We start from the raw sequence: 12,913 nt of genomic DNA, 5'->3' as shown, positions 1-12,913 counted from the left end.
CTGGGTGGACGAACCTCTGGTATGCCAGTCGTCACGCCAGTGGCGCGGCTGGTTGGCTACGTTCGGGAGGGATAACCGCTGAAAGCATCTAAGCGGGAAGCCTGCTCCAAGATAAGGATTCCTCGCGTCTTTCGAGGCGCGTGAGGCCCCATATAGACCATGTGGTGGATAGGCCGGACGTGGAAGCCCCGCGAGGGGTGGAGCTGACCGGTACTAACGGCCGAACCGCAACCAACACTATGACTCCCGTGCAACCAGCCTGATAAGGGCCAGAACGCACGGCTAGGTCACGCCAGCGTGGTTCCTTCGGGATCCTGTTGGCAATCACTGCAAGACCGATTCCAGACATTTTCTTCTACGCGTCCACCATCCGGTTCCCAAACCGGACACCCGGACGGCCGGCTCTTGTGCTGGCTGGTCCGCATCAGGATTTCGCGGCGGCCATGGCCCAGGCGATACGCCCGGCCCCATTCCGAACCCGGAAGCTAAGGCCTGGCACGGCGATGGTACTGCATCCGAGAGGATGTGGGAGAGTAGCACGCCGCCGCGGTTACACTTACAGGAAGGCCCCGGAAAGGCTTCGAGCCCCCGGGGGTTTCCCATATCCGGGCCCCGAAGCCGCCATGGCTCCCGGAGCCCTTTCGCTTAAACCTGGAAGCCCCCGCAGGCTTGCATGTCTGGCGGGGGCTTCCCGTATCCAGGGCCTTGTCCTTGCGGGGCTGGCTGCCCGCGCTGGCGCGCGGGACCACCCCCCGGATCGCGCTTCGCTCCGCTCGCGCTCTCCGGCCCCCGCCAGCGGGGGCGGCAACCAGGACAGGCCGGACCCCCTGGCGGCTGGCCACTATCCCACCAGCCGGAGTGGCAGCCAAGGTGCCCGGCCCCCGCGATGGATGCCCCCAGCGGGAGCACCCCATGGCGGCCGTTCCTATGGAGATGAGCGGCAAGCGGGACGGGGAGGTTAGTGGAGGGTTTGGAGTTCTTGGTGGGAGGACTCTACGGACTTGGTGGCGATCTGGAGGGCCTTGGTGAGGTTCTGGACGTTTTCGTTGTAGAGGGTCAGCATGTCGCCGGCGGCGCGCAGGTCGTCGGTGCTGTCGTCATCCGAGCAGGTGGGCGGATCGGAAATCGCGTTGGCGCGGTTGATCATGTCCTCAAGATCGTTGAGCGTATTCGGGTCCGCAACGTCGCGGGACGAGTAGCCGGAAGCCGTCGTGGAATCCTTGAGCGCTTGCGCAAGCGCCTCGCGGCTTTCCGTAACCTCGCTGGAAGCCGCCGAACAGGTCGCCAACGCGGCGGTATGCAAATCTCGGTGGTAGTTGACGCTCGTCATGACGCTCGCGACGGCGATGGCGATGCAGGCTGCCCCGCACGCCACGGCGATAATCGCCATGCGGCTGCGCTTCGAACGCGACAGTTCCTCCTGCGCCTGCGCCGCTGCATTGCGCTGCGTTGCGCCGGCGTTTCGTCCGTCCCTTTCCGATTCGTTCGCCGGTTCGTTCTTCTCGTCGAGCCCCATAACCCACCTTCTGCAGTTTCGTCTAGGCAGAGTATAGCAATGCGCGGCGGAAGACGTTTGCCGTTGGGAGAGTAGGGGTAAGAATCTGAAGAAATCTGGGAATTCGATGGAAGTAAAACGTTTTAGCGCTTTCCCCGCCAGCCGCGTTTCCGTTTGCGGTACGCTAGAACCGATTCTCAACAAAAAAAACTTCACGATTAAGAGCCGAGGACATCATATGCATCGCACAACGCTCCGTGACGTAGCCAATGCCGCGAAGGTATCGGTGACCACCGCGTCGCTGATTCTCAACGGCAGGCCGGCGCGCGTCGCTGAGGAAACGAGGGCGCGCGTCGAGCGCGCCGCCCGCGATCTTCAATACATCCCCAATCAGAACGCACGCAGCCTCGTAACCAACAAATCCCTGCTGATTGCACTGATCGTCCCCGACATCGAAAACCTGTTCTTCGCCTCCCTCGCCAAGCAGCTGGAAGACTGGTGCGCGGCGGACGGCTACTCGCTGATCATTTCCAACTCCGACGACTCGCGCAATGCCGAGCACGCGCTGATCAGCCGGCTGTCGGCGCTCGACATCGACGGCATCCTGCTGATTCCGGCACGCGAATCGTATGAAGCGCTGCGCGACCTCAAAGCCGACGTCAAGCGGCTGGACTGCCCGGTCATGCTCCTCGACCGCATGTTTTCCGACGCATGGTGCGATGGCGTCGGCATCGACAACCGTCTTGGCGGCCAGCTGGCGGCGCAGTGCCTGCTCGACGAAGGCCACGTCAATATCGCCTGCATCACCGGAGGAACGACCGACGGCAATGGCGCGGACCGCGTGGACGGCTTCAGGGAGCGGCTTGAGGAAGCGCGCAAGGGCGGCACGGACATCGTGTACACGCAGCTTGAGGGCGATTTCCGCTTCGCCAGCGGATACGAAGCCGCCGATACCGTGCTCGACAGCAAGGCGACGGCCGTGTTCTGCTGCAACGACCTGATGGGCGCCGGCTTCATGCAGCGCTGCGCCGAACGCAACGTGATGGTGCCGGAAGACATCTCCGTCATCGGCTACGACAACATCCTCAGCCGCTACGGGCTGTTCCGGGACATCACGAGCGTCGACCAGGGCATCGACCAGCTGGCGCAGGCCGCGTGGCAACGCATGCTCGAACGGATCGAAACGCGCGCCGACGCCATCCAGGAACAGAAGAAGCAGACGGCGGAACGCGTGCGCATCGCGCGCGAGGCGATTGCCGGTGGCCACGTCATCGACGAAGTGGCGGAACGCGAAATCGCCAAGGTCGTCGCGCAGATCGAATCGGACGGCGAAATCGAAGCGGCGCGGACCATCGGCAAGCCGTGGCTCGACGACCCGGAAACGGTGGTGCTCGACCCCCAGCTGGTCATGCGCTCGACGGTGGGTTCTCCGGCCGAACTGGACTGAAGCGCGCCGTCTGTGCTCTCCTTGCCTCCGCGAAAGCGGGGGCTTTCGTTGTTCCGAAGGCGTGCGGAAGCGGGAATCCTGTATGCAAGATTTCCGGCGCGCGTTGCCGCGGTTTCGTTGCGCAGCGTACCGGGATTGCCGGAAAGCTGCGGCTAGGCAAATCTAAGCGGAATGTCGCCCGGGGCGCCGGAGGTAGAGTGGAACAGGAAACGCACGCGCCGAAGCGTGCGCCGAAACGCCGCATGGCCCCGAAATTGACACGTTTCCAGCGCGGATTTACCATAGCAATTGCTTGGTAAAACGTTTTATCAAACACGTTCAGAGAGAACGCGACCGCGTCAATGGAGACCTCCAGCCTCACAGAGACCGTGATAGCGACCATGGCGGTGACCATGCGCGAAACAGGAAGGCACAGACATGAAGAAACTCATCCTCGATCTCGATACCGGCGTCGACGATACGCTGGCGATTGCCTATGCATTGGGCAGCCCCGAGGTGGAGCTCATCGGCATTACCTGTACATATGGCAACGTGCTGACCAGCCAGAGCGTGCGCAATTCGCTCGCCATCACCGAAATGCTTGGCCACCCCGAAATCCCGGTCTTCGCGGGCGAGCCGCACTCGAGCACGACGGAAGGCTTCGAGGTGCTGCCCATCTCTGCATTCATCCACGGCAAGAACGGCATCGGCGAAATCGACATCCCGGAACCGACGCGCGAAGCCGAAACGGCGCCCGGCGTCGACTTCATCATCGAGTCGGTGAAGAAGTATGGCAAGGACCTTATCTATGTGCCGACCGGGCCTCAGACGAACCTGGCCGCCGCGATTCGCAAGGCTCCGGAAATCGTCGATGAAATCGGCCGCGTCGTGCTGATGGGCGGCGCGCTGACGGTGCCCGGCAACGTGAGCCCGTGCGCGGAAGCGAACATCTCGCAGGATCCGGAAGCCGCCGACTTCGTGTTCCGTTCGGGCATTCCGGCGACGATGGTCGGCCTGGACGTCACGCTGCAGACGCTGCTCACCTATAAGGACACCGCTCTCTGGCGCGAAAGCGGCACCTTCGCGGCCGGCAAGATCGCCGACATCACCGACTACTACATCAAGGCGTATGAAACGACGGCGCCGAATCTCGGCGGATGCGGGCTACACGATCCGCTTGCCGTCGGCGTGGCGGTCGATCCGACGCTCGTCGACTGCCTCGACATCAACATGAAGGTCGATACCGAAGGAGCGTTCCGCGGACGTACGATTGGCGATACCGACCGGCTCAACGACCCGGTCAAGACGATGAAGGTCGCCGTCGGCGTCGACGTGCCCCGGTTCCTGGACGAATTCATGACGCGCATTGGAAATCTTGTCAGCAACGCACGGTGACGCCGGCGCTACGCACGCGTTCCCACGGCAGGCGAGGAAGGAAGAAGATGAGTGAGAAAACGCCGCTCGCGGCACTGGACAATATTTATGGAACGGTTTCGGTCGTCGGCTCGATGAACGCCGACTACACCGTCACCACCGAACGGCTTCCCAAGCCGGGCGAAACGGTTAACGGCGGCCCGCTGCAGGTGCTGCCGGGAGGCAAGAGCGGCAACCAGGCCGCAGCGGCCGCCCGGATCGGCGCGAAGGTGCTGATGTTCGGCGCCGTCGGGTCGGACGCGAACGCCGAATTCCTCCTGACGAAGCTCGGGGAAGCCGGAGTCAACACCACGCACGTACGCAAGGTGCTCGGCCCTAGCGGGACGACCGTCATCACCGTCGATGCTGACGGCGAGAACACGATTGTCTATTCGCCCGGTTCCAACGCGCACGTGACCGTCGACTATGTCGAATCGGAGCGCAAGGCGCTCGCCGGCTCGAAGGTGCTGGGACTGTGCCTGGAAAGCCCGATGGACACGGTGACGGCTGCGGCGAAGATGTGCCACGACGCCGGCGTGAAGGTGCTGCTCAACAACTCGCCGTTCCGGCCCTCGTTGCCGGAAGAGCTCATTGCCAACACGGACATCCTGCTCGTCAATGAACACGAAATGGCCCAACTGCTCGGCATCGAAGAGCCCGAGAACGACGACTGGGACCATTTCGACTGGGATTTCGCGCTCGCGAAGTTCCAGGAGTTCGGATACGAGCAGGCCATCGTGACGCTGGGCGGCGACGGCTCCGTGGTGCTCGATGCAACCGACGCCGTGCCGGTGCACCGGATCGATCCGGTGCGCGTGCACGCCGTGGACACCACGGGGTGCGGGGACTCCTTCATGGGCACCGTACTCGCCGCTTTGGCTTCCGACATGACCCTCGGCGACGCCGCGGAGCTTGCCTCCTACGTGTCCGCCTACGCAGCCACGTCGTATGGGGCGCAAGCCTCGTACGGCAACGCGGCGCAGATACGCGAGGCGTTCGAGGACAAGTGACCTCTTTCCTCCAATAACAGGAAGGCCCCTTCCGCGTGGTGCGGGAGGGGCCTTTGCTTTGCGATAGGTGTGGCGCGGGTAGATGCCTTAGACCATCCCTCGGTTCGAGCTTCGCTTCGCTCGCTCTCACCGATCCCCGAACAAGGCCGCAAACGCTTTCGCGTTTGCATATTTCAGCGGCGGCCGCCAGCGGGGATGGAGAAAAGGTTAGGCGTAGATATTGCGGGTGCGCATGTCTTCGGGGAGGCCGTTGAGGAGGGTGGAGACCGAGCGGGACTCGAACACCGAGCGGATGCCGGCGGCCAGCAGCGGGGCGGTGGACAGCACCGTCATGTTGTCGAGGCGCTTCTCTTCGGGAATCGGCACCGTGTCCATCAGCACGATCTCCTTGGCGCCGCAGTCGCGCAGGCGGTCGACGGCCGGGCCGGAGAGCAGGCCATGGGTGGCGACGAGCGTTACCGACTTCGCGCCCTTGGCATACAGCGTGCGCACGGCTTCGCTGATCGTGCCGGCGGTGTCGATCATGTCATCGATGACGACGCAGTCGCGGCCCTCGACGTCGCCGATGATGCCGTGGGCTTCGGCATGGTTGGGGCGCGTGGTGTCGCGGGTCTTGTGGATGAACGCCAGCGGCAGGCCGCCGAGCTTGGCCGCCCACTGTTCGGACACCTTGATGCGGCCGGCGTCGGGGGAGACGATCGTCGTGTTCTCCAGCGGCAGGCGGCCCTTCATGTAGTCGATGAGCACCGGCATCGCCGTCAGGTGGTCTACTGGGCCGTTGAAGAAGCCCTGCTCCTGCGAGGCGTGCAGGTCGACGGTGATGACGCGGTCGGCGCCGGCCGTCTTGAAGAGGTTGAACATCAGGCGCGCGGTGATGGGCTCGCGGCCCTGGTGCTTCTTGTCCTGGCGCGAATAGCCAAGGAACGGCGCGACGACGGTGATGGAGGCTGCGGACGCGCGCTTGGCGGCGTCGATCATGATCAGCTGCTCCATGATCCACTTGTTGATCGGCTGCGTATGCGCCTGCATGATGAAGACGTCCGCGCCGCGCACCGGTTCGGTGAACCGCACGTACATCTCCCCGTTGGCGAAGTCATAGGCCGTCGTTTCGAGCACGTCGGTGCCCAGGTAGTGGGCCGTTTCGTGAGCCTGCTCCGGGTAGGCGCGCCCCGTCACCAAGGCAAGACGTTTATCGGGGGTGCCTTCAAGGATTGCAGACATGGTTCACCTTTCGTGGGGAAGCGCTTCGCGAAGCGTTGAGGGGAAGCTTTCGAGACGGCTCCCATGATAGCAATGCGGGTAGTCGCGCGGGGGCCTGCGCGACCCTCCGGCACGTCGAGCCGCGGGGGTATGCTGGGCAAGTTGCCCTGCATGGCAGGGCGTTTGCAAACACACTCCTGCCGCGGAACGTCCGCGGCCGATAAGTCCGAAGGAGGTGGGTGATGTCTGCACACAAGTATGAACTGATGTTCATTGCCGATCCCGAACTGGATGAGAACGGCCTGAAGAAGCTGACCAACCAGTACATGGAAATCGTCACCAAGGAAGGCGGTTCCGTGGAGAACATCGACATCTGGGGCCGCCGCAAGCTGGCCTACGAAATCGATGGCAAGAACGAAGGCAACTACGTCGTCGTCGAATACACGGCCGAACCGGCTGCCAGCGACGAACTCGACCGTCTGCTCAACCTGAACGAATCCATCATTCGCACGAAGATCCTGCGCCGCGACAAGTAACCGATAAGCGGACGGGATTTTCCCCCGACAAACCCGTTTCCAATTCCAAGGAGCGTCATGGCAGGCGACACTATCATTACCGTGGTGGGCAATCTCACCGCTGATCCCGAATTGCGCACGATTGGCAGCGGCGCAACCGTTGCCAGCTTCACCATTGCGTCCACTCCGCGCACGTACAACCGCAACACCAACCAGTGGGAGGACGGCCAGGCCCTCTTCCTGCGGTGTTCGGCATGGCGCGACCTGGGCGAGCATTGCGCCAAGAGCCTTTCGAAGGGCATGCGCGTCATCGCGCAGGGGCGCCTGCAGCAGCGCAACTACCAGGCACAGGACGGTTCCAACCGTTCCGTCATCGAACTCCAGGTCGACGAAATCGGCCCCTCGCTGCGCTATGCCACCGCCGACGTGCACCGCACGCCGTCCAGCGGCGGCTTCGCCGGCGGCCGCGGCAATAACGGCGGCGGCTTCAACGGCGGCAACAGCGGCAACGGGGGCTACTCCGGCGGCGCTGGCTACTCTGGTGGCGCGCCGTATTCCGGCGGGGCCCAGGCCGGCGGCTTCAACGCCGCGCCGCAGCAGCAGACCGCAACGGACCCGTGGGGCTCGGAAAGCGGCGCTAGTGCATCGTTCGGTTCCTTCGGCACGTCGGAATTCAGTTCCGAAAGCGACGAACCGGAGTTCTAGCGCCATAGGCGGCAGGGAAATCCTGGCCGCAATCTTGGGAAATGGAAACGCCCCGGAACATTACAGAACATCAGTTTAAGGAGACAACGAATATGTCACGCAAGAGGCCGCAGCCGCCGGTCAAGCCGTTCAAGAAGAAGCCGAATCCGCTGAAGGCCGCCAAGGTCACCGAGATCGACTACAAGGACGTCGCGCTGCTGCGCAAGTTCATTTCCGATCGCGGCAAGATCCGCTCGCGCCGCATCACCGGCGTCACCGTCCAGGAACAGCGCAAGATCGCGAAGGCCATCAAGAACGCCCGCGAAATGGCGCTGCTGCCCTACGCCACCTCGGGCCGCTGAGTTTTAGGAGGACATGAACATGGCTGATACCAAGATCATTCTCACCAAGGCCGTCCCGAACCTCGGCCAGCCGGGCGACGTCGTCGACGTCAAGGCCGGCTACGCCCGCAACTACCTGATTCCGCAGGGCTACGCCACGAAGTGGACGAAGGGCGCCGCCCAGCAGATCGAAACGATGCGCCGCTCCGCCCAGGCCAAGGCCGTCGCCACCCGCGCCGACGCCGTTGAAGCCAAGGGCAAGATCGAGGGCACCGTCGTCGAGATCCCGGCGAAGGTTTCCGAGTCCGGCAAGCTGTTCGGCGGCGTTTCCGCCGACGCCATCGCCGCCGCTCTGGCCGACGTCGTCGCGCTCGACCCGAAGGCCATCGCCGTCGAGTCGATCAAGACGCTCGGCGAGTTCCCGGCGACCGTCGCCCTGCACCCGGAAATCTCCGCGAACTTCACCGTCAAGGTCGTCGCCGAGTGATTTTCCCCGGTCCCGTGCGCTGCGTTCCGCGCGTTCCGAACGGCTTCGGGCGCGTCGGCGCCGGCGGACGGACCGGTTCTCTACAGACTCTGAACAGGCAAGTCTGGGCTTAAGCATCAGCGCCCCGCGCGCGCCGCTCCATGCGGCCGCGCGGGGCGCTTTTTCGTGCGCCGCCCGGAAAACGTCGCCGGAACGCCCACGTTCCGCGTTTCGGCCATCCCAAACCTGCCTCCGAAGGGGGCCGACACGCCCACCTCCTACGTAATGGCGACGTTCCGAGCCCCAATCTAGATTGCCAACACGCCTGTGCCTCGCATTTCGGCGACGTTTTCGGAGACGCATGGAACAGGAACAGGACGGAAAGGCGGGTGGGTCGGTCGATTCTGAAGGGAAAGCAGCGGCGTGTGGGGGAGTCGCGAGAATTGTTCGCTGACGGTAAACTGCACAGAAACGGCAGCGCGGCGTCGCGTGCCGCTTCAGAGAGCCAGAATGAGAACGATGAAGGGGGAAATCCATGTTCTGTGCCAATTGCGGTTCCCGGGCCGAAGGGAACGAAAAATTCTGCGCCGCGTGCGGCGCGCGGCTGGAGGCGCCGCCGGCGCCCGTGCAACAGGCGGCTGCCGCCGTACCGCAGCCGGCGCGGCAGGCGACCGGGCAGATGCCAGCCGCTGGCACGGTGCCGGGAACCGCAGCTGCGGACGCCGGTTCCGGCGCGCAGGGTGCTCCTGTGCCGGCTCCCACGCCTGCAAAGACGCTGGATGCGGCGCAACAACAGCAGACGGTGAAGGCGTTCGGCGTTTCGCTGGGGTTCGGCATGGCGGCAGCGGCCGTCGTGGCAATCGCGGCGGCGCTGCTGTTTGCGCTGGGCATGTCGGGTGTCGTCGACGCCGTGAAGGCGTCGCTGGCGCAGCAGATGCCGTCGGCGACGACAATCTCGTCGGTCATGGCGACCGACGTGACAATCGGCGCGGCCAACGTCGTGCAGGCAGTCGTGTTCATGCTCGTCGCCGGCGTCGGCGGCTCGTTCAACGGCACCGTCGCCGTGACGTCTTCCGAAGCCGTCACCGGCCTCGACGTCACGCGGGACGTGAGCGTGCTGTCGCTGTCGATGCCGGTGTCGCTCGTCGGCATCGCGCTGCTCGTTGGCGCCGCGTTCGGCGCGTTCTTCATCGCCCGGCGCCGTCCGCTGCCGGTGGGCAGCGCCGGAGCCATCGCGTCGGCCGCGACCGGGGTGGCGAGCGGCATCGTATTCACCGCGCTTGGGGCGATTTTCCGCGTTCCGGTGACGGTCGGCATCTCCAGCGGGACGCAGTCGGTGACCGGCACCGCATGCACGCTCAGCGGTGCCACCGGACGCACGTTCCTGTTCGCGTTCCTGCTCGCCGCAGCCGGCTGTCTCGCCGGCTTTGCGCTCGCCAAGGCCGCGCCGGCGAAGGGCAACGTCTTCGCGGCGGCCTGGGACTGGGCGCATCGTGCACGCGGGCCGGTGCGCACGCTCGTCGAGGCGGCGTGGACGTATTTCGTGGCGTTCGGCGCCATTGCCGTCGTCGGCTACGCGGCCGCCTGTCTTTTCAGCGGGCATGCGGCGCTGATCGGCTTCCTGCCGTTGCTCCTGCCGTTGCTGCCGTGCATATTCGTTTCGGTGGCGTGCTTTGGCGTGTTCGGCGTCGGCCTGTCGTCGGGATCCGGCACCGCGCTTGACTGGACGGCCGCGCTGTTCTCGTCGAAGGTCTCGGCGACGTCCGGCTCGTACAGCGTGGACGTGTCGGGTTCCGAAGGGGTTCCGGTCATTGCCATTCCGACCGCAGCCAGCGTCGCGCTGCTCGTCGTAGCGGTCGCGTGCGCGGCGTACGTGGGGTGCCGTGCCGCCGCGCGCAACTATTACGACGAACGGTACGCCGGCTGGCAGCACTGCTGGCAGGCGTCGCTTGCGGCAATCGTTTGCTGGCTGCTGGGGCTGGGATTGCTGTCGCAAAGCCTCAACGTGCAGCTGACGGCGCTGGTCGAAGCCCTCAACGAGATTCCCGGCGTGCACTTGTCGGTTTCGTCCATTTTCGGTTCCTCCGCGTTCAGCAGCGGACAGCTGTCGCTGTCCGGCGGGACGCAGCTGTGGTTCTGCCTGCTGGGCGGCGTATGGATGCTGGCGATTGAAGCGTTCGCGCGCACCGGTGGCGCGTGGGTCGTAGCGAACGTTGGCGCCTTGTGGAAGCTGTTTGCCGGCGGCACGGTGCGCATCGGGGCGGAAACGGCGTCTGTTGCCCGGCAGGGCGAGCCAGGGGCTATAGCTGCCGCAGGGCAGACGCCTATGGGCTCGGTTGCCGCAGCGGGGCAGCAGGGGCTTCAGGCACCGCTGCAGCCGATAGGTGAAACGCAGCCCATTCCGGTGGCCCCGCTAGGCACGCAGGACGCGCCTACGCAGGCGATGCCTGTCGCGGCGCCGATGGGCGGTGCGCAGCCGATGGCGGCGACAGCCGTACAGCAGCCGCATAGCCGCAATAAGGGGGCGGTTATCGGCGTGTGCGCCGGTTTGGCGGCGCTGGTGCTGCTCGGCATTGCATACGCAGTCATCAACGCGAACGTATTCAGCGCGAAATCCGTAGCGTCGCAATACCTGACTGCCATCGAAACCGGCGACCTGGAAACGGCGAACGGCATGGCCGATCCCGGCGTCGAAGGCAACGAGGCGCTGGTCGTTGCCAACGAAGCGGCGCAGGGTGGCAGAGCGACGATGGCGAACGTCGCCATCAAGTCGGTGACCAAGCAAGGCGACAACGCCATCGCGGTCTATTCGTACACGCTGGATGGCGAACGCAGCGAAGGAAGCGTGCAGCTGGTCAAGCGCGGGCATCGCTACGGCGTGTTCGACAACTGGCAAATCGCCGCGTCGCTTGCGACGACCCATACCGTCGCCAAGCCGGCGATGGTGAAGACGCTGAGCGTCAATGGCGTTGACGTGTCGGCGTCGGTCAAGGAAGGCAAGACGACGTATTCCTTCGTCGCATACCCGGGAGTCTATGACATCGAAGCCGCCGATACCGACTACTACACGGCTGCCGGCGCGACGGTGACGACCGGTGACGGCGGGGATGCGGCGATAACGGTCGAGGCGACCGATGCGCTGGAGGAGGCGATTGAAACGGCCACGGCCGACTACCTCGACGAATGCGCGAAATCGACAGATGCAGCGCCGGAAAGCTGCCCGTTTGAAGCGTACTGGTACGACTTCTACGACGGGTCGGATTCGTACGACGTACGCAACCCGGCGTGGCAGATCGTCGACTATCCGACCCTGGAGAACGTCGACCTGCAGACGGGGACGTTCAGCGCGGACGGCGGTTCGGCGAAGTTCGTGTTCGAATACCGCTATACCGGCTCGGATAACTGGCAGAAGCAGTCGGAAACGGACAGCTTCTGGTTCTACGGGACGTTCCAGGTGAGCGAAAGCGGGCTGGAAGTGGGCGACCCGACCGACTGGTAGGGTTTCGGGCCGGCAGCTGCCGAATGCGGGGATCTGCACGGCAGGTCCCTGTTGAAATGGCCGGATGCTGGGGTCGGCGAGTCGTTACGGGCGCTCGCCGGCCCTTGCTCATTTCGTTGGAATCTGTTGCGACACGCCGACGATTTTGCATTGGCGTAGAACGTGAGTATATTAAACATTCGTTGCTTCAAGGAAGCACTGAGCAAGCCCCTTTAGCTCAGTTGGTTAGAGCAGCTGACTCTTAATCAGCGTGTCCAGGGTTCGAATCCCTGAGGGGGCACAATCAAGTCCCGGCTGGTCTCCAGCCGGGACTTCTTCGTTTTCGTCGGCGCGCTGCAGGGGCCGGCGCTTGGGGGTTAAGTAACAAAACGGGGTTAAGTAACAAAACGTGGGTCTTATACGGCTGCTGAATGGATTGCGGTCCGGTCCCCGCGGAGAACCAGCCGTCGTGCTTAATCATTCCGCGTCGGGGCCGATTCCTTCTAGCAGAAAGGTTTGCAGGTGATGGATGGCCTGTTGGCCCCTAGACAGCCGTTCAGCTGCGCCTGTCCCTTAAAGCGGCCACGCCCTACAAGCCGCCCTCTTTAATCCATTTCAGATTAAAGGCACCCCGACACGCAAGGCGCCGCAACGGATGGAGGTGAATATAAGACCCATCTTTTGTTACTTAACCCACAAAACGTGGGTCTTATAGGGTTAAGTAACAAAAAGTGTGTGTTTAGCCCGGGCGTGTTGTCTAGTGGATCCATCCTTTCGGGTTAAGTAACAAATCGTGGGTCTTATAGCTCCTATCGGAGCCATCCTTTCCTGATGCCGAATCCGCTTTCGTAGGCGTTGATGTTGTCGGGGTTGGGGCCGGGCTGC

General features: G+C 63.9%; 10 protein-coding genes, 1 tRNA gene and 2 rRNA genes. 11 read left to right on the top strand and 2 right to left on the bottom strand.

The annotated features are described in order from the left end of the window. Nucleotides 1-237: ribosomal RNA gene (locus AC1AXT_RS08700) — 23S ribosomal RNA — on the top strand; the annotation flags it as partial. A 196-nt stretch (nucleotides 238-433) separates the two neighbouring features. After that, nucleotides 434-550, top strand: a 5S ribosomal RNA gene (gene rrf / locus AC1AXT_RS08695). 408 nt (nucleotides 551-958) lie between these two features. Here rrf and AC1AXT_RS08690 read toward each other — a convergent pair. Next, nucleotides 959-1,516, bottom strand: a complete 558-nt coding sequence (locus tag AC1AXT_RS08690) for a hypothetical protein (protein ID WP_476542221.1) — start codon at nucleotides 1,514-1,516, stop codon at nucleotides 959-961. Nucleotides 1,517-1,733: 217 nt separating this feature from the next. On the opposite strand from AC1AXT_RS08690, the gene AC1AXT_RS08685 reads away from it, so the two are divergent. From AC1AXT_RS08685 to AC1AXT_RS08675, 3 genes are all read left to right on the top strand, one after another. Next, a complete protein-coding gene (locus tag AC1AXT_RS08685) occupies nucleotides 1,734-2,942 on the top strand; it encodes a LacI family DNA-binding transcriptional regulator (protein ID WP_476542220.1) in 1,209 nt (402 codons plus the stop codon). Between the two features lie 417 nt (nucleotides 2,943-3,359). Further along, on the top strand, nucleotides 3,360-4,316 hold the full coding sequence (locus AC1AXT_RS08680) for a nucleoside hydrolase (protein ID WP_476542219.1): 957 nt from the start codon (nucleotides 3,360-3,362) through the stop codon (nucleotides 4,314-4,316). Nucleotides 4,317-4,363: 47 nt separating this feature from the next. Then, nucleotides 4,364-5,344: a ribokinase gene (locus AC1AXT_RS08675; protein WP_476542217.1), complete on the top strand. Its 981-nt coding sequence runs from the start codon at nucleotides 4,364-4,366 to the stop codon at nucleotides 5,342-5,344. Nucleotides 5,345-5,551: 207 nt separating this feature from the next. Here AC1AXT_RS08675 and AC1AXT_RS08670 read toward each other — a convergent pair whose 3' ends face one another. Continuing rightward, nucleotides 5,552-6,565, bottom strand: coding sequence for a ribose-phosphate diphosphokinase (locus AC1AXT_RS08670; protein ID WP_476542216.1), 1,014 nt, complete (start codon nucleotides 6,563-6,565; stop codon nucleotides 5,552-5,554). Nucleotides 6,566-6,786: 221 nt separating this feature from the next. Between AC1AXT_RS08670 and rpsF the strand changes: the two genes are divergently transcribed. The 6 genes from rpsF to AC1AXT_RS08640 all read left to right on the top strand — a co-directional run bounded on the left by rpsF (nucleotide 6,787) and on the right by AC1AXT_RS08640 (nucleotide 12,329). Continuing rightward, entirely contained in the window at nucleotides 6,787-7,080 is a 294-nt protein-coding gene (gene rpsF, locus AC1AXT_RS08665) for a 30S ribosomal protein S6 (protein WP_476542215.1), read from the top strand. 57 nt (nucleotides 7,081-7,137) lie between these two features. After that, nucleotides 7,138-7,764 (top strand): single-stranded DNA-binding protein, encoded by a 627-nt coding sequence (locus AC1AXT_RS08660; protein WP_476542213.1) that lies wholly within the window; start codon nucleotides 7,138-7,140, stop codon nucleotides 7,762-7,764. Nucleotides 7,765-7,856: 92 nt separating this feature from the next. Further along, entirely contained in the window at nucleotides 7,857-8,105 is a 249-nt protein-coding gene (rpsR, locus tag AC1AXT_RS08655; RefSeq protein WP_476542211.1) for a 30S ribosomal protein S18, read from the top strand. Between the two features lie 19 nt (nucleotides 8,106-8,124). Continuing rightward, the gene (gene rplI, locus AC1AXT_RS08650) at nucleotides 8,125-8,571 is read left to right on the top strand and encodes a 50S ribosomal protein L9 (protein WP_476542209.1); all 447 of its coding nucleotides are present in this window, start codon (nucleotides 8,125-8,127) and stop codon (nucleotides 8,569-8,571) included. Nucleotides 8,572-9,085: 514 nt separating this feature from the next. Continuing rightward, nucleotides 9,086-12,049: a zinc ribbon domain-containing protein gene (locus AC1AXT_RS08645; RefSeq protein ID WP_476542207.1), complete on the top strand. Its 2,964-nt coding sequence runs from the start codon at nucleotides 9,086-9,088 to the stop codon at nucleotides 12,047-12,049. A 206-nt stretch (nucleotides 12,050-12,255) separates the two neighbouring features. Further along, nucleotides 12,256-12,329, top strand: a tRNA-Lys gene (locus AC1AXT_RS08640). The last annotated feature ends 584 nt before the right edge of the window (nucleotides 12,330-12,913 follow it).

This window comes from Bifidobacterium sp. LH_450, assembly GCF_056356715.1.
The sequence above is the reverse complement of the archived record's forward strand: the minus strand, read 5'-3'. Positions and strand labels throughout refer to the sequence as shown.

What these genes read in the sequence shown, in the direction of transcription:
- AC1AXT_RS08690 (WP_476542221.1), bottom strand. Translation starts at nt 1,516, where the DNA reads ATGGGGCTCGACGAGAAGAACGAACCGGCGAACGAATCGGAAAGGGAC.
- AC1AXT_RS08685 (WP_476542220.1), top strand. Translation starts at nt 1,734, where the DNA reads ATGCATCGCACAACGCTCCGTGACGTAGCCAATGCCGCGAAGGTATCG.
- AC1AXT_RS08680 (WP_476542219.1), top strand. Translation starts at nt 3,360, where the DNA reads ATGAAGAAACTCATCCTCGATCTCGATACCGGCGTCGACGATACGCTG.
- AC1AXT_RS08675 (WP_476542217.1), top strand. Translation starts at nt 4,364, where the DNA reads ATGAGTGAGAAAACGCCGCTCGCGGCACTGGACAATATTTATGGAACG.
- AC1AXT_RS08670 (WP_476542216.1), bottom strand. Translation starts at nt 6,565, where the DNA reads ATGTCTGCAATCCTTGAAGGCACCCCCGATAAACGTCTTGCCTTGGTG.
- rpsF (WP_476542215.1), top strand. Translation starts at nt 6,787, where the DNA reads ATGTCTGCACACAAGTATGAACTGATGTTCATTGCCGATCCCGAACTG.
- AC1AXT_RS08660 (WP_476542213.1), top strand. Translation starts at nt 7,138, where the DNA reads ATGGCAGGCGACACTATCATTACCGTGGTGGGCAATCTCACCGCTGAT.
- rpsR (WP_476542211.1), top strand. Translation starts at nt 7,857, where the DNA reads ATGTCACGCAAGAGGCCGCAGCCGCCGGTCAAGCCGTTCAAGAAGAAG.
- rplI (WP_476542209.1), top strand. Translation starts at nt 8,125, where the DNA reads ATGGCTGATACCAAGATCATTCTCACCAAGGCCGTCCCGAACCTCGGC.
- AC1AXT_RS08645 (WP_476542207.1), top strand. Translation starts at nt 9,086, where the DNA reads ATGTTCTGTGCCAATTGCGGTTCCCGGGCCGAAGGGAACGAAAAATTC.